19 protein-coding genes and 1 pseudogene are annotated in these 21,541 nt (G+C 52.1%); 6 read left to right on the top strand and 14 right to left on the bottom strand.

Annotated features, from left to right (window positions below):
* Positions 1-86: 86 nt before the first annotated feature.
* From pseI to porX, 14 genes and pseudogenes are all read right to left on the bottom strand, one after another.
* On the bottom strand, positions 87-1,130 hold the full coding sequence (gene pseI, locus PXG97_RS18605; RefSeq protein WP_276499327.1) for a pseudaminic acid synthase: 1,044 nt from the start codon (positions 1,128-1,130) through the stop codon (positions 87-89).
* A 19-nt stretch (positions 1,131-1,149) separates the two neighbouring features.
* The gene (gene pseG / locus PXG97_RS18600; protein ID WP_276499325.1) at positions 1,150-2,643 is read right to left on the bottom strand and encodes a UDP-2,4-diacetamido-2,4,6-trideoxy-beta-L-altropyranose hydrolase; all 1,494 of its coding nucleotides are present in this window, start codon (positions 2,641-2,643) and stop codon (positions 1,150-1,152) included.
* On the bottom strand, positions 2,636-3,328 hold the full coding sequence (gene pseF / locus PXG97_RS18595) for a pseudaminic acid cytidylyltransferase (RefSeq protein WP_276499324.1): 693 nt from the start codon (positions 3,326-3,328) through the stop codon (positions 2,636-2,638). The genes pseG and pseF overlap by 8 nt, the downstream gene beginning before the upstream one ends.
* Complete coding sequence (gene pseC / locus PXG97_RS18590) at positions 3,325-4,506, bottom strand: UDP-4-amino-4,6-dideoxy-N-acetyl-beta-L-altrosamine transaminase (RefSeq protein ID WP_276499322.1); 1,182 nt, start codon at positions 4,504-4,506, stop codon at positions 3,325-3,327. Before pseC ends, pseF begins: the two co-directional genes overlap by 4 nt.
* Positions 4,500-5,513 (bottom strand): UDP-N-acetylglucosamine 4,6-dehydratase (inverting), encoded by a 1,014-nt coding sequence (gene pseB, locus PXG97_RS18585; RefSeq protein WP_276499321.1) that lies wholly within the window; start codon positions 5,511-5,513, stop codon positions 4,500-4,502. The genes pseC and pseB overlap by 7 nt, the downstream gene beginning before the upstream one ends.
* Positions 5,514-5,563: 50 nt before the next feature.
* A complete protein-coding gene (locus PXG97_RS18580) occupies positions 5,564-6,616 on the bottom strand; it encodes an NAD-dependent epimerase (RefSeq protein WP_276499320.1) in 1,053 nt (350 codons plus the stop codon).
* Positions 6,617-6,632: 16 nt separating this feature from the next.
* Positions 6,633-7,502: a glucose-1-phosphate thymidylyltransferase RfbA gene (gene rfbA / locus PXG97_RS18575; RefSeq protein WP_276499319.1), complete on the bottom strand. Its 870-nt coding sequence runs from the start codon at positions 7,500-7,502 to the stop codon at positions 6,633-6,635.
* A gap of 56 nt (positions 7,503-7,558) precedes the next feature.
* On the bottom strand, positions 7,559-8,122 hold the full coding sequence (gene rfbC, locus PXG97_RS18570; RefSeq protein ID WP_276499318.1) for a dTDP-4-dehydrorhamnose 3,5-epimerase: 564 nt from the start codon (positions 8,120-8,122) through the stop codon (positions 7,559-7,561).
* 397 nt (positions 8,123-8,519) lie between these two features.
* Positions 8,520-8,651 (bottom strand): hypothetical protein, encoded by a 132-nt coding sequence (locus PXG97_RS18565; RefSeq protein WP_276499317.1) that lies wholly within the window; start codon positions 8,649-8,651, stop codon positions 8,520-8,522.
* A gap of 181 nt (positions 8,652-8,832) precedes the next feature.
* Complete coding sequence (locus tag PXG97_RS18560; protein WP_276499316.1) at positions 8,833-9,912, bottom strand: acyltransferase family protein; 1,080 nt, start codon at positions 9,910-9,912, stop codon at positions 8,833-8,835.
* A gap of 500 nt (positions 9,913-10,412) precedes the next feature.
* Positions 10,413-11,639 carry an alanine dehydrogenase gene (locus PXG97_RS18555; protein WP_276499315.1) on the bottom strand — a complete coding sequence of 409 codons (1,227 nt, stop codon included), beginning with the start codon at positions 11,637-11,639 and terminating at the stop codon, positions 10,413-10,415.
* A gap of 57 nt (positions 11,640-11,696) precedes the next feature.
* Positions 11,697-12,062, bottom strand: a pseudogene (locus tag PXG97_RS18550) (endonuclease domain-containing protein).
* A gap of 44 nt (positions 12,063-12,106) precedes the next feature.
* Positions 12,107-12,565: a tRNA (adenosine(37)-N6)-threonylcarbamoyltransferase complex ATPase subunit type 1 TsaE gene (gene tsaE / locus PXG97_RS18545; RefSeq protein WP_276499314.1), complete on the bottom strand. Its 459-nt coding sequence runs from the start codon at positions 12,563-12,565 to the stop codon at positions 12,107-12,109.
* The gene (gene porX / locus PXG97_RS18540; RefSeq protein WP_276499313.1) at positions 12,558-14,117 is read right to left on the bottom strand and encodes a T9SS response regulator signal transducer PorX; all 1,560 of its coding nucleotides are present in this window, start codon (positions 14,115-14,117) and stop codon (positions 12,558-12,560) included. Before porX ends, tsaE begins: the two co-directional genes overlap by 8 nt.
* 231 nt (positions 14,118-14,348) lie before the next feature.
* Here porX and PXG97_RS18535 point away from each other — a divergent pair, with 231 nt between their 5' ends.
* From PXG97_RS18535 to PXG97_RS18510, 6 genes are all read left to right on the top strand, one after another.
* Positions 14,349-15,581 (top strand): HD domain-containing protein, encoded by a 1,233-nt coding sequence (locus PXG97_RS18535; protein WP_276499312.1) that lies wholly within the window; start codon positions 14,349-14,351, stop codon positions 15,579-15,581.
* A gap of 913 nt (positions 15,582-16,494) precedes the next feature.
* A complete protein-coding gene (lpxD, locus tag PXG97_RS18530) occupies positions 16,495-17,517 on the top strand; it encodes a UDP-3-O-(3-hydroxymyristoyl)glucosamine N-acyltransferase (RefSeq protein WP_276499311.1) in 1,023 nt (340 codons plus the stop codon).
* Between the two features lie 281 nt (positions 17,518-17,798).
* On the top strand, positions 17,799-19,193 hold the full coding sequence (locus PXG97_RS18525) for a bifunctional UDP-3-O-[3-hydroxymyristoyl] N-acetylglucosamine deacetylase/3-hydroxyacyl-ACP dehydratase (protein ID WP_276499310.1): 1,395 nt from the start codon (positions 17,799-17,801) through the stop codon (positions 19,191-19,193).
* On the top strand, positions 19,190-19,981 hold the full coding sequence (gene lpxA, locus PXG97_RS18520) for an acyl-ACP--UDP-N-acetylglucosamine O-acyltransferase (protein ID WP_276499309.1): 792 nt from the start codon (positions 19,190-19,192) through the stop codon (positions 19,979-19,981). The genes PXG97_RS18525 and lpxA overlap by 4 nt, the downstream gene beginning before the upstream one ends.
* A complete protein-coding gene (locus tag PXG97_RS18515) occupies positions 19,971-20,603 on the top strand; it encodes an ABC transporter ATP-binding protein (RefSeq protein WP_276499308.1) in 633 nt (210 codons plus the stop codon). The genes lpxA and PXG97_RS18515 overlap by 11 nt, the downstream gene beginning before the upstream one ends.
* Before the next feature lie 148 nt (positions 20,604-20,751).
* The gene (locus PXG97_RS18510) at positions 20,752-21,459 is read left to right on the top strand and encodes a YebC/PmpR family DNA-binding transcriptional regulator (protein WP_276499307.1); all 708 of its coding nucleotides are present in this window, start codon (positions 20,752-20,754) and stop codon (positions 21,457-21,459) included.
* The last annotated feature ends 82 nt before the right edge of the window (positions 21,460-21,541 follow it).

Raw genomic sequence — 21,541 nt, 5'->3', positions numbered from 1 at the left:
GGAATACAAATCGTGCTCCTTTTGTTAAATACTTATCAAGCAAATTCATTAAACTTTTCAATTCTTATCTACAAAGTTCGCATGCGCTATACCAAATCCCAGTTGAGCGGCGTGCCGGCCTTGATGTCTTTGGCCGCGTGCTTGCCCAGCAGCGCGTCGTAGTGCTTTGGCGCCAGGCCCAGCCCCGGGCGGATGACGCGGATGTTCTCCTTGGTGAGCGGCTCCCCGGCCTTGATATCCTTGGCCGCGTACACCGAGCGCTTGAACAGGCGGCTCTTCTCCTCGGCCCGCTGCACGCCGTACTGCACCTGCCCCAGCGCCAGCCAGGCCCTTTCCGACTCCACGACCAGCGTCCGCAGCTCCTCGGGCTCCAGCGAGAAGGCGGAGTCCACCCCGCCGTCGGCCCGGCGCAGCGTGAAGTGCTTCTCCACAACCGTCGCGCCCAGGGCCACGGCGGCCACCGCCGCGCCTACGCCCATGGTATGGTCCGAGAGGCCCACCTGCACCCCGTAAAGTTCGCGCAGGTGCGGAATGGTCAAAAGGTTGGTGTTCTCCGGCGTGGCCGGGTAGGTGGAGGTGCATTTTAACAGAATTAGTTCCCGGCAGCCCGCCGCGCGCAGCACCTCGACGCCCTCGGCCACTTCCTGCACCGTGGCCGCGCCGGTGCTCATGATCACGGGCTTGCCCGTGGCGGCCACCCGGCGTAGCAGCGGGTGATCGGTGTTCTCGAAGGAGGCGATCTTGTAAACCGGTGCCCCGAGCTCCTCCAGGAAGTCCACGGCCGTCTCGTCGAAGGGGGAGGAGAAGGCGAGCATTCCGTGCTCCCGAGCCCTTTCAAAAATAGGTTGGTGCCACTCCCAAGGGGTGTAGGCTTCTCTGTAAAGGTCGTAGAGCTCGCGGCCCTTCCACAGCGAGCCCTCGTCTTCGATGGTGAGGGCGCCGGGCAGGGTCATGGTATCGGCCGTGTAGGTCTGCAGCTTGATGGCGTCGGCCCCCGCCTCGGCAGCGGCGTCCACTATCTGGAGCGCCCGCTCCAGCGACTGGTTGTGGTTGCCCGACATCTCGGCTATAATGAAGGGTTTGTGGCCTGGGCCGACCAGGCGGCCGGCAATGTTTATATCGTTGATCATGTTGCTTTCTTTCTTGTATTTATACTTTATTTAGCCCCAGCACGAAGCGGTGGGCCTCCGGGTGCTCCGGGTCAGGCGCCCCATAGGCAAAGCCCGCTTTCTCGAAGGCCCTGACCGAGGCCGGATTCTCCCGCTGCACCAGCCCCTCCACCAAGGTGGCTTCCGGGTGATCGTGCTTAAGCCTTTCAACGCCTTTCAGCAGCACTACGTGCCCAAGCCCCTTGCCACGGTACTCCCGTGCGATAAGGTAGCCGATGGTAGCTGTGCTGCCCTGCAGGGTAAAGCGGATCTGGGCTGCTGGCACTCCTTTGGCCTCTGCAATATAAATAGGTGTGGTGGCATCAGAGAGCCTCGCGCCAAACCAGGCCTGGTGGTTAGCCAGCGGTATCGGCTCGGGGTTAAAGGACTGGCGCCGCACCTCCGGGTCGTTGTTCCAGTTGTAGACCAGCATCAGGTCCTCGGCATTTGCCTTTCTAATAGTAAGGCTGGCAGATAGGCTGAGCTTACCGAACTCCTCCCGCAGCCGCTCGTCGCTCCTGCCGTCGAAGCACCGGCGCTGCTCCTGCACCTGCCGTGCAAGAGCCTCCTCTATACTTGCCAGGTTTATATTTGGCAACTCCCCATACTTTCGGGCGACGCCCGAAGAGGTCAGGAAATGGTAGAGCCCCGCCTGATTACTGGCTGTCTGCAGCACGTAAAGCAGGCCCCCCACAGCGGCGTACTCGTAAGCCACCCCGCTGGCCGAGGTCACGGCCAGGGCGCAGCGCTGCATCAGCCGGCACATTTCCCCGGCACTCAGGTTCTGGTGCAGGGTGATGTGCTCCTTACCCCTGAGCCAGGCTTGCAGCTCTTCGAGGTGCCGGTAAGCCCCGCCCACCACTATCTCAACGGCATGTATGCTTTTACTCTCTGCCAGCTCCTTTGCCAGGCGCAGGGTATGGTTCTCTGGATCTGCCCCGCCCAGGTTCAGCAGCAGGCGCAGACCATCCTTCGGCAATTCCCGCTCCTGCCGGGCAGCCTCTAAGAAGGGCGGGCGCAGCAGGGCGTACTCCGGCCCGAGCAAAAGCCTGGTGTAGGGGGCGGTTTTATACTTTGATTTCGCCACGCCGCCCGCCATGTTGAGCACCGCGTCGGCCACGAAGGGGTAGGCGTGGATGTCATCGATGCAGACAAGGGCGCATCCCCTGTTCTTTATTCTATGCTGGTAGGCCGTGCCGAACCTGTAGCCGTCGAGCACGACGATGTCTGCCGGCTCCAGCACTTGCTCGCACAGGTACCTGGCCTCCTGCTCGGTCACCTCTTGCTCCTCCAGCGTGATAATTTCCCCGCACACCTCCCGCAGTTGCTTTAGCAGCGACTCCTCCGGCTCCTGGATGGCCAGCACGCAGGAGAACTCCCCCTCTAGCATCTGGGCCAGGGCCAGCGAGCGCACCACGTGCCCCAGGCCGATCCGGCTGTTGCCGTCGGCGCGGAAGACCACGCGGGGCCTTGCTATTTCCTTGTTGTCAGGCAATGTTATGCAGCAGTTTATACTTGAGCTCGGCCAGCCTCCAGTCAGTCTCCGAGTCGATGTCCTGGGCCTCCAGCTCGGCGAGCTCCATCACCCCGGAGTTGTCGGTGAGCAGCCTCTTGCCCTCCAGGAACCTGTCAACTTTAAACCAGTAGAACTGCCCGGCGTCGTGGAAGGCGGCCGGCAGGTCCTGCGAGCGGGAGTTCAGGTGCTCTGGCCAGTTCATCGCGGCCCTGCCTTGCTCCACCTTCAGGCTGCGCCAGATCGGGTAGCTGTACCTCAGGACCGGGAACACCGTGTCGAAATCCCCCTCTTTAAGCTTTGCGTAGCCTGCCTGCAGCAGCTCGCCGGTCACGAAGGGGGCGGTAGGGTAGAGGCAGCAGGCCACATCAAACTCCTCTCCCGCTTCCTTGTACTTTGCCAGCACCTCCTCTAGCACCTGCGCCGTGGTGGCCAAATCGTCCGACGCTTCCCGGCTCCTCAGGAAGGGCACGCTTGCCCCGTGCTCCCGGGCCACCTGCGCGATCTCCTCGTCGTCTGTGGAGACCATCACCTCCCCGAACAGCCCTGACTGCAGCGCAGCTTCTATTGAATAGGCAATGATAGGCCTACCCAGGAAGGGGCGGATGTTCTTGCGGGGAATGCGCTTGCTGCCCCCGCGTGCCGGTATGATCGCTATGCTTTTCACCTCTGAACAAACTCCTTCACCCGCTCGATGACATACGCCTGCTCTCCTTCGGTCAGCGTCGGGTACATCGGCAGGCTCAGGCACTCTTCGTAGTAGTGCTCTGCCTGCGGGAAGTCGCCCTTGCTGTAGCCCAGGCCCCGGTAGTAGGGCATGGTGTGGACCGGGATGTAGTGCACCTGCGCAAAAATCTGGTGCTCGCGCAGGTAGTCATAGAGGCCCTTGCGGTTCTCAGTGCGGATGACGTAGAGGTGGTAGGCATGGCCGGTCTCCTCCCCGTAGAGCGCCTCTTTGGTGGTAGCCAACGTCTGTATTCCCTCCATAACTGCAAAAGCCTCTTCGTATACTTGAGCAATTTCCCTCCTGCGGGCCATACCCTCGTCGGCCCGCTCCAGCTGCGAGAGGCCCAGGGCGCAGAGCATGTCGGGGATGCGGTAGTTATAGCCCAGCTCCTGCATCTCCATGTACCAGCCACCGTGGTGCTCCACCATAAGCTCTGTATCGCGCGTGATGCCGTGGGTGCGGTAGAGCAAAAGCTTTTTGTACAGCGCCTCGTCGTTGGTGGTGACCATGCCGCCCTCGCCCGTGGCGATGTGCTTGACGGGGTGGAAGGAGAATATGGCCAGGTCAGCAAACCGGCCGTTGCCGCAGTGCTGCTTCTCTCCCCGGCTGTCGATAAAGTAGCCGCCGGGGGAGTGGGCCGCGTCCTCGATGAGCCACAGGCCGTGGGCGTCGGCCAGCTGGCGGAAGGCCTCCAGGTTCACCGGGTTGCCGGCAAAGTCCACGGGGATGATGCCAGCGTAGTAGCCCAGGGGCTTGCTCTCCACCAATTCACGCACCTTCTCCAGGTCCAGCAGGGCCGTTTGCGGGTCGATGTCGGCGAACTCGACCTGCCCCCCGCAGTAGCGCACGCAGTTGGCCGAGGCGGCGAAGGTGATGGGCGTGGTGATCACCCGTGACGCCTCGTTCACGCCCAGGGACAGCGTGCACAGGTGCAGGGCGGCTGTGCCGTTGGCGCAGGCCACGGCGTAGCGGGCCCCCACATACTTGGCAAAAGCCTCCTCGAACTGGGCCACCTTCGGCCCCTGCGTCAGATAGTCGGACTGCAGCGTCTCCACCACCGCCCGGATGTCGGCCTCGGTGATGTGCTGGCGACCGTAGGGGATAGGGTTAGCTAGCATACAGAAAATGTATCGTCTACGTGTTCCTTAATAAGTTCTCTCAACTCCTCAACTGACACCCACTCTGTGTTTTCACCTGAGTTATATCGAAAGCCTGCCGGTACCTTTTCAGCGTCAAATTCTTTAATAAAAGCTTCAAGATTCCACCTTGGTATAGCCGGAACTATGGCATAATACTTTCCAAGGTCATAGGTATAGTAAGAGTCGGAAGAAGTAATCATTTCTTCATGAATTTTCTCACCTGGTCTTATACCTACTACTTTCTTCTCGCACTCAGGTCCAATAGCGTCTGCTACATCAGTAATTTTGTAGGACGGAATCTTTGGCACAAAGATTTCTCCACCCCAAGCAGTTTCTAGGGCATGCATCACCATATCTACACCACCTTGCAGGCTGATATTAAACCTTGTCATTGTTGTGTCAGTGATAGGGAGTACGCCTTCCTTCTTCTTATTCAAAAAGAATGGTATAACTGAACCATTAGACCCCATTACATTTCCATAGCGCACTACAGAGAAACGAATGGGGTTCCACCCCTTAATATTATTGGCAGCTACAAAGAGCTTATCAGAGGCTAATTTAGTAGCGCCATATAGGTTAATAGGAGCTGCGGCTTTATCAGTAGAAAGTGCTACAACACGTTCTACTTCCGTTTCCAGACATGCATTGATTATATTTTCGGCACCAAGTATGTTAGTTTTTACACACTCCATGGGGTTATACTCCGCTATTGGCACATGCTTCATAGCAGCGGCATGAATAACGTAATCAATACCCTTCAAAGCTCTCTTCATCCGATCATAATCTCTAACATCACCAATAAAAAAGCGGACTTGAGGAAACCTATCGTGAGGAAACTCCTGAGCCATCAGGAATTGTTTCTGCTCATCTCTGGAGAAGATAACTAAGCGCTTGATGTTTGGATAGGTCTCTAATATATGCTTCGTAAGGGCTTTACCTAGAGAACCTGTGCCTCCGGTTATTAATACTGATTTTCCAGTTAACATTTTCTTTATATACGTAATATTATTTTATACAATATATTTATATGTACTTTCTAAACTTTGTAAAACTCTCTATACCATTTAACAAAATTAGTAATTCCTGTTCGTAACTCTGTCTTAGGTTGGTAGTTGTGGTTTTTTATTAAGTCATTTACATCTGCCCATGTAGATAATACATCTCCAGGTTGTAAGGGCTTTAATTGTCTTTCCGCTTTTTGCCCGATCGATTCTTCAAGCGCATCAATAAAATCTGTTAAAAGCACAGGAGAGGAATTTCCAATGTTATGGATTTTGTAGGGTGCTTTTGTTTTTAAGGCTTCGAGGCTGTTACCACTTGAGTTTTTACTAACTGATTGAGGTTTATCAAGCACTTTTACTATACCTTCTACTATATCATCAATATAGGTGAAGTCACGCTTCATTTCTCCGTTGTTATAAACCTCTATAGGATCACCATTTAAAATTTTGCGAGTGAAAAGGAAGAGCGCCATATCAGGTCTTCCCCAAGGTCCATAAACAGTAAAGAATCGGATTCCGGTTGTTGGAATATTAAACAGATGGCTATAGGTATGAGCCATAAGTTCATTCGATTTCTTAGTCGCGGCATACAAAGAAATAGGATGGTCAACCGCATCTTTAGTAGAAAAGGGAATTTTCGTATTTGTCCCATATACAGAGCTTGAAGAAGCATATACTAAATGCTTAACAGGATAGTATCTGCATGCTTCAAGTATATTTAAAAATCCTTGTACATTCGAGGCAATATACTCATCAGGATTTTCCAATGAGTACCTGACGCCAGCCTGTGCAGCCAGATTAACAACTGCATCAAATTTTTCTGATTTAAACAGATTCAATAAAAAGTCTTTATTTGTTAAATCCTCCTTAACGAATTTATAACTATTAAATTTTTTGCTTTGCATTAACCTCCCTTGTTCAATCTCCTCCTTTACAATACCTGCTTCTTCTAACCTTCCATATTTGAGACGAACTTCGTAATAGTTATTTATATTATCAAACCCAACAACCTCATCTCCTCTCTCTAACAATCTATTAACTAAATGAAAGCCTATAAAGCCTGCACTACCTGTTACTAGAACCTTCATAATATCAAAAATGTGTTTAAAACTTCTCCTTTAGCATGCGGAGCAGGTACTCTCCGTAGCCGCTCTTCCTCAGCGGCTCGGCGATCTCCCGCAGCTGCCCGTCTGAGATGAAGCCCATGCGCCAGGCCACCTCCTCAATGCAGCCGATCTTCAGGCCCTGCCGCTCCTCAATCACCTGCACAAACGTGGCCGCCTGCATCAGCGACTGGACCGTGCCCGTGTCGAGCCAGGCCGTGCCGCGGTTGAGGATGCCCACCTTCAGCCTGCCCCGCCTGAGGTACTCCTTATTCACGTCCGTGATCTCGTACTCGCCCCGCGCACTGGGCTCCAGGTTTTTGGCGATCTCCACCACCTCGTTGTCGTAGAAGTAGAGCCCCGGCACGGCGTAGCTGCTCTTTGGCTCCTTTGGCTTCTCCTCGATCGAGACTGCCTTCATGCCCTTGTCGAACTCCACCACCCCGTAGCGCTCCGGGTCATGCACGTGGTAGGCGTACACCACGCCCCCGTCCGGGTCATTGTTGGCCTGCAGGAGCTTGCTCATCCCCGAGCCGTAGAAGATGTTATCCCCCAGCACCAGGGCCACCTTGTCCTTTCCGATGAACTCCTCCCCGATTACGAAGGCCTGCGCCAGCCCGTTGGGCTCCTCCTGCACCTTGTAGGAGAAGCGGCAGCCGATCTGCGAGCCGTCGCCCAAAAGGCGCTCAAACAGGGGCAGGTCGTGAGGTGTAGAGATGATCAGAATCTCACTTATGCCAGCTAGCATGAGCGTGGACAGGGGGTAATAGATCATCGGCTTGTCGTAGACCGGCATGAGCTGCTTGCTCACCGCCAGCGTCAGGGGGTGCAGCCGGGTGCCCGAGCCACCGGCAAGTATGATTCCTTTCATTTGTTCTCTCTGGTGTATCTATTTCCTCTACGCACTGCTTTTTGCTAAAATAAGTATTATATCTTTTCAGTTATCGACCTTTTAAAAGCCGCAAACGGTTCACTTTCTTTGTCTTTAGCCGAAACAATAATATCGTCAGGTGCTACTCTCCAGTCTATCCCTAATTCTGAATCACTATATAGAACACTTCCTTCTGACTCTTTATTATAGTAGTTGTCACACTTGTAGAAGAACTCCGCCTCTTTACTCAACACTACAAAGCCATGGGCAAAACCTCTTGGAATGAAAAACTGCAGCTTATTTTCTGCTGATAATACCACAGAATAATGTTCTCCAAAAGTTGGAGATTCGGGCCGCAAATCTACTGCCACATCCAATACCTCCCCTTTTAAAACCCATACCAATTTCGCCTGTGCATAGGCACCTTGCTGAAAGTGCAGCCCCCTTAGAACGCCGTAAGAGGAAAAAGATTGGTTATCCTGCACAAAATGCACATCAGCACCTGTCAGGTTATTAAATTTTGCTTCATTAAAGCTTTCATAGAAGTAGCCTCTACTATCTTCAAATATAGCTGGCTTTATAAGGTAGCACCCGGAAATAGGTGTATTGATAATCTTCATTAGAATACTTCGTATACTTCTTTTATCGCATTAAGTGCTGAACCGAACAGTCGCCGGCATTCATACTTAACATTCCTGCCGCATTTGCGTAAGGAATACTTAGTGCTATTCTACGCAGAGGCAAAGTTACCTTTAACCTTTTACATTAGCAGCATTCCCTAAGAAAATATCATATCCTTAATAGAATAACAACACCAAGAGGTTCTTGCTGCTTCTGATTCACTTATGCGCATACATACTTATTGCCTTTGCAAATTACTGTCTTGAAAAAGCAGATACCGGCTCCAACCACCCTTACCCCTCCCCCGAAACAAGTTCGGGATCCAAGACTTATCCGTGGCGGGGAACCTTGATCCCCTACTGATCCCATAAATCCCGTAATTACCTCGCGACCAAATTAATTCCGCACCGCAATCATCAGCCCCAGCTCCTTACACCTCATCCCAAACCGCTTGGCGATGTGGGCGTTGGTCAGGCTGCCCTTGTAGATGTAGACGCCGCTGCGGTAGTGCTCGTTCATGAATAGCACCTCGTTGATGCCGCCGTACTTGGAGAACCTACTAAGGCAATTAAATCAAAAGACTTAGCAATCTCGTGCCGGGTTAGGAAGCTACTGTTCTTGTATATTGTGGTAGGTAAAAAGCGAAATAAGTGGAACATGTAGATTCTTAACCAGCCGCTTTCTAATTACTTAGTTGCGACATCAGGCCCTACTTAACACCCTTGAGTTGTACTAGGTCTTTGGATGGAGTTGGTAGCAACTTGCTTTTTGCTTTCTTCAGGAGGTACTCTTCAAATACTTTACTATACACTACACCGGTAAGGCAGCATATGGTAAACACTGTTACAAAAACAATTCCTGTATAAAGACCTTCCGAGTACTTTGGGAATAACCTCACCAGAACACTTATCTCCGGGTTATGTACTAAGTAAATAGAGTAAGAAGCATTGCCCAACATCATCAGCAGGTTAGAAGATTTGATGTTATCCAGTGCTGTGTTGATACTGCCTAGAATCAGAAAGACAAAGCTCACCGCAAATACTAGAGTAATGGGGGCCTGCCATTCATAAAGTTTCAAAAGCACCGCTGCAATAAATACTGTAGCGGCCGCTATAAGGAGAACTGGCTGCCCTGCTAGCTTGGTCTTCTTTACCAGAATAGCAAGATAAAAGCCCATAATGAACTCTAGATTATACACAGAAGCAAAATACTTTAGGACAGGGATACTCTCCCACGCTATACTTACCTGAACCCAATTCAGATACACTATTGTTGCTGCCCATATAGCTGTAAACAAGTACCAAGCTCTTTTGCTATAAAACCAAATAAGGAACAACAGGTAGAACATCATTTCGTGAACTAATGTCCAGGCTACAGACAAGGCTGGTGAACCATCTGGTATTAGTGTGAGGGAGGTAAGCCAGCTTATATTTCTATTGCTTTCTGACATATTAGGGAATAAACAATATAGCAGTAACATAGCCACAGCAATAGGAAGGTAAGGGATATAAATTCTTAATACCCTGTTGAGAAGATAGGACTTGTTATTATCAAGACTAGCTACTTTATTATAGCAGGAGTATGTGATAATAAAGCCTGATAGGACAAAGAAGAAGTCAACTCCATGTTTTCCTAATCCAGCGATAAAGGCAAGAGTACTGTCCTCAATCCCAAAGAAGTAAGTGAAGGAAGGCCACTGGTGATGAAAGACTACCATTAGAGCAGCTATGCCCCGGAAGATTTGGAGAGAATTGAAGAAGCCTGTGTCTTTTTTTGAAGCAACAGCCATATAAGAATTGTTTTCATTTGTGAATTAGCACACAAAAGTAAAACAAATTTAGATTATATCCTTTTGATTTGAAGCAGGCTCTTACATACTACCGCCAATATGAGCAAAGTGCCGGCAAAGTTCAGCATTTATAGGCTAGCAAGAGTGAAAGCCAGATCCTAGCCAGAAGAACAGGCAACTGTTCAGGATATAAGCCTTTGGTTCAGATGGGCTGTATGTACAGTTGAACAAGCAGCATTTCAGAAGAACCTATGCAGGCGTGCGTACTAAAAGGCTCAACAGGCTATTGCAGAATACTAGGAAAAGCGAAGGAAAGCGATATTATGAAAAAGAGAGTCTGCTATATTTTTAGCAAAAAACAGAAAACGTCGCTTTCCTTCTTACCGGTTCCAACCTCCACATCTCTCCCCTAAACAAGTTCGGGATCCAAGACTTATCCGTGGCGGGGAACCATAATCCCCTACTGATCCCATAAATCCCGTAATTACCTTGCGACCAAATTAATTCCGCACCGCAATCATCAGCCCCAGCTCCTTATACCGCATGCCGAACCGTTTGGCGATGTGGGCGTTGGTGAGGCTGCCTTTGTAGATATAGACCCCGCTGCGGTAATGCTCGTTCATGAACAGGACCTCGTTGATACCGCCGTACTTGGAGAATTCGGTAAAGATAGGTGTAAAAATGTTAGAAAGCGCCTGCGAGGCCGTGCGGGGCACCCGGGAGGGGATGTTGGGCACACAGTAGTGGATGATGTCGTACTTGCGGTAGATGGGGCGCGAGTGCGAGGTGATCTCGGAGGTCTCGAAGCAGCCGCCCTGGTCGATGCAGACGTCGATGATGATGGAGCCAGGGCTCATCTGGGCCACCACGCTCTCCTCCACCACGCAGGTGATCTGCCCCTCGTCGGCCACAAAGGCGCCGATCACCACGTCGGCCTGCTTGATCTCCTGGTACATCACCGCCTTGTCGAGGGTGGAGGTGAAGATCTGTGCCCCCACGTTGTGCTTCAGGCGGCGGAGCTTGTAGATGTGGTTGTCGAACACCCGCACCTCAGCGCCCAGACCAAGGGCCGCACGGGCGGCAAACTCAGCCACAGAGCCTGCCCCAAGTATAACAACTTTGGTAGGCGCCACTCCCGTGATACCACCTAATATAATGCCCTTGCCTTCGTTGCTGCTGCTCAAATACTCGGCGGCCACCATCATCACCGTGCTACCGGCAATCTCGCTCATGGCGCGTACCACGGGCTTGGCATCGGATTTATCCCGTATCAGTTCAAAGGAGATAGCATTGATTTTCTTACGAAGCAGCGCGTTGATGTAATCGGAGGTCAGGTTGCCGAAGTGCAAGGCGGAAATCAGCGTCTGCCCCGGCCGAAGGTACTCTATCTCGTCATAGGTCGGCGGGGCGATTTTCAGGATAATGTCCGCCTCGTATACTTCCTCAGTGGCATATACAATTTTTGCCCCGGCCTCGGAGTATTCATTATCGGAGTATTTAGAGGGGCTGCCTGCCCCCGCCTCTATTTGGATACGATGCCCCTGGTCAGTTAGCTGCTTCACAGCATCAGGCGTCAAGCCTATTCGATTCTCCTGGAACGATGATTCCTTTGGAATGCCGATAAACAGGCTACGGCGCCTCTCCTCCACCGCCAGCATCGACTCTTTCGGGTAGAGCGCCGTGCTTGTGGTAATCTTTCCAAATTCTACGGCAAACTTCTCCGTCATACGTTAATTTAGTTTGTAAACATTTTTAGTCCCCCTTTGAAGGGGGCAGGGGGATGATTACACTTGTGAGTCAGCTATAAAAATTTGAATAGCTCGTTCAACGTTTGGCAGATCCTCCATCACCTCTTCGTCTGTAAATCGCAGCACTGTAAAGCCCAAGTCCGCCACTACTTTATCCCGTACCTGATCTTATTCTGTTTTAAAATAATGAGAATATCCATCCACTTCAATAATCAGCTTCAGGTCTTTGCTCATAAAATCGGCAATATAATTCCCGATTGGCCATTGGCGCAAAAAGCCATACCCTGTCTTGCCTTTGCTCAGAACTTCACACCATAACCTGATCTCTGCTTTGGTAGCGTCTGAGCGAAGGCTTTTTGCAAAAGACTTCAGTTTTTTGTTATAGTGGCTGTTTTGTTCCAATATAAATTCTCATCCCCCTACCCCCTTCAAAGGGGGACAAATCATCATTTGCTTTCACTATATTTTTTTATTCTTACAGTTCTTTCTATGCTGTCCTCCCCTACTTCTAGTTCTACCAGCAGGTAATGCTCGGGCAGCAGGTTCGGAATCATGGAGGGCCACTCGATCAGGCACAGGTTGCCGGACTCGAAGTACTCCGGGGCTCCGATGTCCAGGGCCTCGCGCTCCTCGTTAATCCTATAAAAATCGAAATGGTAAATTAGTTTCCTGTTCCGACCTTCATACTCATTCACTAGGGCAAAGGTAGGGCTGCTCACGTTCTCCTCCACACCCAACTGGCGGCAGAGCTCCTTTATAAGTGTGGTTTTGCCGGCCCCCATGGGCCCCTCGAAGAGGATGATGGGCTCAGAAGTGGCCTCCTCTAAAAGCACAGAAGCCGCCGCTGGCAGATCTTCCAACGACGACATCCTGATATGTGCCCGTTCTACTCCTGTATTAGACATTCTTCGGTGTAAGCGTTACAAATGGTATGATCACTTCCTCCAGCGACACACCCCCATGCTGGAAGGTATCTTTGTAGTAGTTCACATAGTAGTTATAGTTGTTTGGATAGGCGAAAAAGTAATCTTCTATCGCGAATACAAACGTAGTGGAAACGTTAGCCTTTGGCAAGAAAAATCGCTCCGGTTTGCGCACCGTGAACACGTCTTTATCGGTATATCCCAGGTTTTTACCGTGCTTGTAGCGCAGGTTGGTGTTGGTGTTCCTGTCGCCGATGATTTTAAAGGGCCTTTTTACCCGAATGGTGCCGTGGTCGGTGGTGATGATGAGCCTGCCTTTTTTCTCGGCTATCGCTTTCAGGGTATCGAACAGCGGCGAGTGTAGGAACCAGGAGCGGGTAATGGAGCGGTAAGCCGACTCGTCGGGGGCCAGTTCGCGAACCATGTTGCTGTCGGTGCGGGCATGCGAAAGCATATCCACGAAGTTATACACGATAACATTCAGCTTGTTGTTGTCCAGGTTGCTGAACTTGCTGAGCAGATCGCGGCCCGCCTGTACGTTCGTGATCTTGTGGTAGCTGTGCTTGTCGGTAACGCGGTTCTGCTGGAACTGGATGTCCAGGAAATCAGCCTCGTGCAGGTTCTTGCCCTCCTCCTCATCATCGCTCACCCACATGTTCGGGTATTTCTTCTGGATCTCGGTAGGCAGCATACCTGAGAAAATGGCATTCCGGGCATAGGCCGTGGTGGTCGGAAGTATAGAATAGAACATCTCCTCAGAGTCCACAGAGAAATAATCCGAGATCAGCGGCTCCAGCACTTTCCACTGGTCGTAGCGCAGGTTGTCGATCAGCACAAAGTATACGGGGCGGTCGCTTTCCTTCATCATCGGGAACACGCGCTGCTTGAACAACTGGTGCGACATCAGCGGCGCCTCCTCATCGCCGTTCATCCAGTCTTCATAGTTATCCATGATAAAGCTGGCGAAGTTGGAGTTGGCCTCGTCTTTCTGCATGTTGATCACATCGGCCATGCTTTTGTTCTCCGTCTCGTCTATCTCCAGCTCCCAGTACACCAGCTTCTTGTAGATATCAGCCCACTCCAGCGGACTCAGGCGCTCGCCAAAGGCCATGCCCAACTGCCGGAAATCGCGCTGGTAGCTCATATTGGTTTTCTCGCTTACCAGGCGTTTGTTCTCCAGCACTTTCTTTACCGATAGCAGGATCTGGTTTGGGTTCAGCGGCTTGATGAGGTAATCCGTGATCTTGGAGCCGATAGCCTCCTCCATAATGTGCTCCTCCTCGCTCTTGGTGATCATGATCACGGGCACCGTAGGGCGGATGGTCTTCAGTTCATTGAGCGTCTCCAGCCCACTGATGCCGGGCATGTTCTCATCCAGGAACACCACGTCGAAACTGCGCTCGCGGAACTCCTCTATGGCGTCGGCGCCGCTGTTTACCGGTGTAATGTCGTAGCCGCGGTCTTCCAGGAACAGGATGTGCGGCTTGAGGAGGTCGATCTCATCATCGGCCCATAAAATATTGTATCTTTGCATCGTTTTATACTTTGTGTAAGTATGTCTAATTTGTTTAACGGCTGAAAGGCGCCGTTGTTAAAACGAACTGAAGTTTTAACACGCTTCCTTTCGCAGCGTACCAGGCAGAGCAGCTTTAGTCACCTGCGCCAGATGAACAGGAAATGGAGCGCGTTCTGCCTTGAAACGTAAAGCAGGCATATATAGTTATATTATTATATATCCTGCACCCTAACTTCAAGCCTCGGTTTTGTGAACAAGAAAAAGATCTTTAACGACCCTGTTTACGGCTTTATCACAGCCCCGACAGAACTTATATTCGACATTATTGAGCATCCGTACTTTCAGCGCCTGCGCCGCATCAAGCAATTGGGCCTGACAGAGATGGTGTACCCGGGGGCACTCCACACGCGCTTTCACCATGCCTTGGGCGCCATGCACCTGATGGATACGGCCCTGCAAACGCTTCGCAGTAAAAATAACGAAATAAACGATACCGAATACGAGGCCTCGCTCATCGCTATCCTGCTGCACGACGTGGGCCACGGCCCTTTCTCGCATGCCCTGGAGACGGCTATTTTTAAGAACGTGCACCACGAGCACCTGTCGCTGCACATCATGCACCTGCTTAACGACCACTTTGGCGGAAGATTGAGTATGGCCATCGATATATTTACCGACAAGTATCCCCGCCGCTTCTTTCACCAGCTCGTTTCCAGCCAGTTAGACGTGGATCGCCTCGATTACCTGAACCGCGACAGCTTCTATACGGGAGTTTACGAGGGCAAGATCGGAGCTGACCGCATTATCAAGATGCTGGATGTGGCCAACGACAAGCTGGTGGTGGAGGAAAAAGGTGTTTATAGCATAGAAAACTTTCTGGTGAGCCGCCGCCTCATGTACTGGCAGGTATACCTGCACAAAACGGTAATCAGCGCCGAGAACATGGTGCTGCGTGTGGTGCAGCGGGCCCGGGAGTTGATGCAGCGCGGCGTAGACGTGCCAACCAGCCCCTGTCTCCGCTTCTTCCTCTCCTCCGACCTCACACTGGAGGACTTCCGGCAAGACAAGAGCATACTGGAGCGCTTCGTCTCGCTGGATGACCACGATATCTGGAGTGGCATCAAAGAGTGGGCCCTGCACCCGGACTTTATACTTTCGTACCTGGCCAAAGGTATACTTAGCCGTAAGCTGTTCAAAGTATACATCTCCACCAAGCCCATAGACCAGGAGATGCTGCTGGGCCTGAAAGAGCTGGTACAGGATACGTATAACCTGGCGGAGGAAGACGTGAAGTACCTCATGATCTCAGGCAAGATCGGTAACAACGCCTACGATGTGGAGGGCCAGACCATCGACATGCTCACTAAAACAGGCTATGTGGTGGATGTGGCCGAGGCCTCTGACCTGCCCAATATTCGGGCTTTAAGCTATAAGGTAGAGAAACACTTCGTCTGCTACCCGAAAGAGGTGGTGCATTTGTAGCAAAGTTTTGGTTCCAACTGCCATAGCTTTTCGGACACTGTTTATCCTATAGTCACACAGTGTCCGAAGGTCCCGCGAGCGTTTGGCTGCAGTACCTGGCCCAACCACCCCTGCCCCTCCTTGGTTTTTTCGAGGGCCCCTACCCCCAGGAGGGGAGCATGTCATTGCTTCTGCTGAAGCATAAGTTCCATGGCAACTTGGGTAGCATCAGCAGAAGTATTAACCCACCCCTAACCCCTCCAAGGAGGGGAATTGTCCAGCAGACGATTTTTATCCCTCTGCTTCTTTCCAAGGGGGCTTTACCCCTCCCCTCCCCTAAAAACAGGGGAGGGAGTACGGTTCAAGCTCCGTCAGCTGTGGCTATCGAACCTGTTCCCAGTCTTTGGGTTGAGCGCCTTCTAGATTTCCGGTGCCGCCTTGGCGGCATTGCGACGTAGGAGCAAAGGAAATGTAGACAGCGCGATGCCCAAAGACGAGCCCTCTCGGGCTGGAGAGCAGAAAGTATGAAATGCAACCGTAGGTATGTAAGTCTAGAGGATGAGCGGTGGCTAGTTAAGGATAACTTGGTTCAATTTGCAGGCAGCAGCAGCCAAGGAAGTATAGCTTGTATCCAACTATGAAGCAGCCGCTAAGCACAGGCTCAAGCTAGCACGGGCACCTGTAACAGCATACAGGTAGCACTACATATCCTCCCCCACCCACACTTTCCCACCCCTCCCTATTCAAATTTACACCATGACTAAAGAAATCAGAACTTAGTTCTCCTGAGCTGTTTTATACTTGTTCTCTGTACTAAGGCTAAAGGTAGGTTCACAAAGTATAAGCGAAGGGGCGTGTGCAGTGGAGGGATTTTTTATTAAGTTTGCACCCCCAAAGCGGTAGCGTTTTTGAGTTTTTGCTCTAATTTTACAAAATGGAATTTACTGTTCAACAGATAGCTGACTTGCTACAGGGCAAGGTAGAAGGAGACAACACTGTAAAGGTCAGCACCTTGGCAAAAATTGAGGAGGCCCAAACAGGCGCCCTTGCTTTTCTTTCCAACCTGAAGTACGAACCATACTTATATAGTACCAGCGCCAGCGCCGTGATTGTATCGGATACGCTGGAGTTGAAAAAACAGACCCAGGCTACCCTTATCCGGGTGGCCGACCCTTACTCCAGCTTTTCAACGCTGCTGCACTACTACCAAACGGCGCTGCTGGCCTCAAAAACTGGTGTCGAGGAGCCTTGCTTTTTGGGCCAGGGAAGCCAGATTGGCGAAAACCACTACCGCGGCGCTTTCTCCTACATCGGCACCAATTGCAGGATAGGCAACAACGTACGTATCTTTCCGCAGGCCTATATAGGCGATAACGTGGTGATCGGCGACAATACCACCATATTTGCCGGCGTGAAACTTTATGCCAACACCGTGGTGGGCAGCAACTGCACCATCCACTCCGGCGCCGTGCTCGGCAGCGATGGCTTTGGCTGGGCACCACAGGCTGACGGCACCTACAAAGCTGTTCCGCAAATCGGCAACGTGGTGCTGGAGGACGACATCTCCATTGGCGCGAATACGACCATCGACTGCGCCACCATGGGCTCTACTATCATCCGAAAGGGCACTAAAGTAGACAACCTTGTGCAGATCGCTCATAACGTAGAGGTAGGCACGGACACGGTGATCGCTTCCCAGTCAGGCATCTCAGGGTCTACTAAGATCGGCAACAACTGCGTGATCGCAGGGCAGGTAGGGATCGTGGGCCATATCACCATCGCCAATAAAACAACGATTGGGGCACAGTCCGGCGTTTCCAAGTCGGTGAAAGAGGAAGGGCTGATTATCCAGGGCTCCCCGGCCTTCGATTACAAGCAGAACCTGCGCGCCATGACCGTTTTCCGCAAACTGCCGGAACTGCAGCGCGAACTGGAAATGCTAAAAGAGAAAGTATAAACACTGGCTTCCGGTAAAGTAGAAAGAAGCCTTTCAGGGCCATCCGCTTGATGTTGCTGAGGATTTGGGGTTCTTCTATACGTTATACTTTGCCTTTTGCCGTACTTTCTGATACACTGCAGCTACTTTAGCCATAAAAATTGGTAATACCCTATTTTATATCTTAAGTTTGCAGGGCTAAAGCACTGCACAGGCCATGCCTGTGCCTCAGGCAGCTGCAGCGCACTCGCCTGCGCCAGCACTTAGGCAACACAAGCAAATACACGACTACACATACGTGAATGAACGATAAACAGCACACCATTAAGGCTCCGGTCACGGTATCGGGCATAGGGTTGCACACCGGCGTGGTCTCGAACATGACGTTCAAGCCCGCTCCAATCAACCATGGACATAAATTCCAGCGCATTGACCTCCCTGGCAAGCCAACTGTAAACGTGGATGTGGACAATGTGGTGGACCTATCCAGGGGAACAACCATAGAGCAGAACGGCGCCCGCGTGAACACCGTGGAGCACACCCTGGCAGCTCTTGTTGGCCTGCAGATAGACAACGTGCTCATTGAGCTGGATGGTCCGGAGCCCCCGATCATGGATGGCTCTTCCATTGAGTTCGTGAAGGCCCTGCACCAGGCGGGGCTGCAGGAGCAGAACGCCCTGCGCAACTTCTTCGAGATTACCCAGGGCCTTAGCTACAAGGATGAGGCCCGTGGCGTGGAGATTGCCGCCCTTCCGTTGGACGATTACCGCGTAACGGTGATGGTGGACTACAACTCCCCGGTACTGGGCAGCCAGCACGCCTCTATCACAGACCTCAACCAGTTCGAGAAAGAGATTGCCCCTTGCCGCACCTTCGTGTTCCTGCACGAGCTGGAGATGCTCTTCAAGCAGAACCTGATCAAGGGCGGAGACCTGGACAATGCCATTGTGATTGTGGACCGCGTGGTGCAGGAAGATGAGCTGACGCACCTGTCGGAGCTGTTGCAGAAGCAGAAGGTGGAGGTGAAGGCCGAAGGCATCCTGAACAATACGGAGCTGCGCTTCAAGAACGAGCCGGCCCGCCACAAGCTGCTCGACCTGCTGGGTGACCTGGCCCTGATCGGCCGCCCGATAAAGGGGCAGATCCTGGCGGCACGCCCGGGCCACGCTGCCAACATCGCTTTTGCCAAAAAGGTGAAAAAGATGATCCACGAGGCGACGATCAAGAACGTGCCCACTTACGACCCGAAGAAGAAACCGGTGATGGACATCAACCAGATCGCCGCCACCCTGCCGCACCGTTACCCGTTCCTGCTGATAGATAAAATCATCCACTTAGACGATACCACGGTTATGGGCATTAAGAACATAACCATGAACGAGCCGTTCTTCCAGGGCCACTTCCCGGGTAACCCGGTGTTGCCGGGGGTTATCCAGATCGAGGCGATGGCGCAGACTGGCGGGATTCTTGTTCTGAACACCGTCGAGAAGCCGGAAGACTACTGGACCTACTTCCTGGGCATTGACAAGTGCCGCTTTAAGCGTAAGGTTCTTCCGGGCGATACGATAATTTTTAGATGTGAACTGCTGGCTCCAATAAAGCGCGGCATTGCCAAGATGAGTGGCCAGGCCTTTGTGGGCGGGCAACTGGTAATGGAAGCTGAAATGTCGGCAAGTATAGTAAAGAAAGACGCATGAACCAGCCATTAGCATACGTACACCCAGAAGCTAAAATCGCGCATAACGTCGTAATCGAGCCGTTTGTCACGATCCACAAGAACGTGGAGATCGGCGAAGGCACCTGGATCGGCTCTAACGCGGTGATCATGGAAGGCGCCCGCATCGGCAAGAACTGCAAGATTTTCCCCGGTGCCGTGATATCCTCTATCCCGCAGGACCTGAAGTTTGCCGGCGAGGTAACCACCACCCACATCGGGGACAATACCGTTATCCGCGAGTATGTTACCGTTAGCCGTGGCACCATCGACAAGATGAGGACCATTATCGGCAAGAACTGCCTTGTGATGGCCTATGCCCACGTAGCCCACGACTGTATGGTAGGCGATAACTGCATCATCGGAAACTCGGTGCAGATTGCAGGCCACGTAGAGGTTGGCGACTTCGCCATTGTCAGCGCAGCCACCCTGGTGCACCAGTTTGCCAAAATCGGGGCCCACTCCTTTGTGTCCGGCGGCTCGCTGGTGCTCAAGGACGTGCCTCCGTTCGTGAAGGCAGCCCGTGAGCCTCTCTCCTACGCCGGCATCAACTCTATTGGCCTGCGTCGCAGGGGCTACGTAAGCGAGCAGATAAACGAGATACAGCACGTGTACCGCATCCTGTTCCTGAACGGCCTTAACAACAGCCAAGCCCTGGACAAGATCGAGGTGGAGCTTTCGCCAAGCAGGGAGCGCGACGAGATCATCAACTTTGTGCGTAACTCAGGCCGCGGTATCATTAAAGGCTATTTCGCAAAAGATGCAAGTTAGCCTAACAGACTTAGGTAAACGCTATAACTACGAGTGGATTTTCCGGAACCTGACGTACACCTTTGCGTCAGGCACCGCTTATGCCATACTAGGGCATAACGGCTCCGGGAAATCCACTCTTCTTACCATTATCGCCGGGCACAACCTGGCAAGCGAGGGGCAGCTGAAGTATACGTGCGCGGGCAAGGAAGTGGTGCAGGACGAGGTATACCGCCACCTCTCCCTCACGGCTCCCTACCTGGAGCTGGTGGAGGAGTTTACGCTGCTCGAGATGCTAGACTTCCATACCCGCTTCAAGTCGCTGCGCCACAACCTCTCCGCCACCGCCCTGATAGACCGCATGGGCCTGCAGCGCTCCAAGAACAAGTTCGTGAAGGATTTCTCTTCGGGAATGAAGCAGCGCCTGAAGCTGGGACTGGCTATCTACTCCAACAGCTCTTTGCTCCTGCTCGATGAGCCCACTACCAACCTTGACCAGGAGGGCGTGGCCTGGTACCAGGAGCACGTGGCCCAGAACAAGGAAGGTCGCCTGATCATTGTCGGCTCCAACATCCAGCATGAGTACAGCTTCTGCGATGAGCAGCTACGCATCTCAGACTACCACCTGGCGCCACGGAAATAGTTATTCGCTGCTCGTTATTTGTTTCTAGAGACACTACCCCCTGTGGAGTGATTTCATTCCTCCTCAACATAACGAACAACCAGTAACTAAAAAACTACCAAATTACGTTTCAGCTGCCTAACTTTGTAAGTATAAAAAAACGCATACTATGGGACGCGCATTTGAATTCAGAAAAGCCCGTAAGTTTAAACGCTGGGATAAGATGTCGAAGGCCTTTACGCGCATCGGCAAAGAAATAGTGATGGCCGTGAAAGAAAGCGGCCCTAACCCTGATACCAACTCTCGCCTAAGAGCGGCCATTCAGAACGCCAAGGGTGTGAACATGCCGAAAGACCGCGTGGAGGCGGCTATCAAGCGTGCTTCGTCGAAAGAGGAGAAGGATTACGAGGAGGTAGTATACGAGGGCTACGCCCCACATGGCATCGCCGTAGTGGTGGAGTGCGCCACCGACAACCTGAACCGTACCGTTGCGAACGTGCGCATGCACTTCTCAAAGGGCGGCGGCTCGCTGGGCAAAACCGGTTCGCTGGACTTCATGTTCGACCGCAAGGGCATTTTCAAGATCTCATCAGAAGGCGTAAACCTGGAGGAGCTGGAGCTGGAACTAATCGATTTCGGCGCCGAGGATATCTATGAGCACGAGGGCGAGATCATCATCGAGACCCCTTTCACAGAGTTCGGCAACATGCAGAAAGGCCTGGAGGAAAAAGGGCTGAATGTGATCAGCGGTGAGGTGCAGCGTATCCCGACTACCCGTACCGAGTTAACCGAGGAGCAGGAAGAGGAGGTGCTGGGCCTTATAGAGCGCTTTGAGGAAGACGACGACGTGCAGGCAGTATACCACAACATGGCCTAAACAAAAAGCTGTTATTTATACTTTAATGGCTGCCCCGGGTATACGTTGGGCAGCCATTTTTATTAACGTACACGGAACCACA

This window comes from Pontibacter litorisediminis, from assembly GCF_029360645.1.
Lineage (GTDB): Bacteria > Bacteroidota > Bacteroidia > Cytophagales > Hymenobacteraceae > Pontibacter > Pontibacter litorisediminis.
The sequence above is the reverse complement of the archived record's forward strand: the minus strand, read 5'-3'. Positions and strand labels throughout refer to the sequence as shown.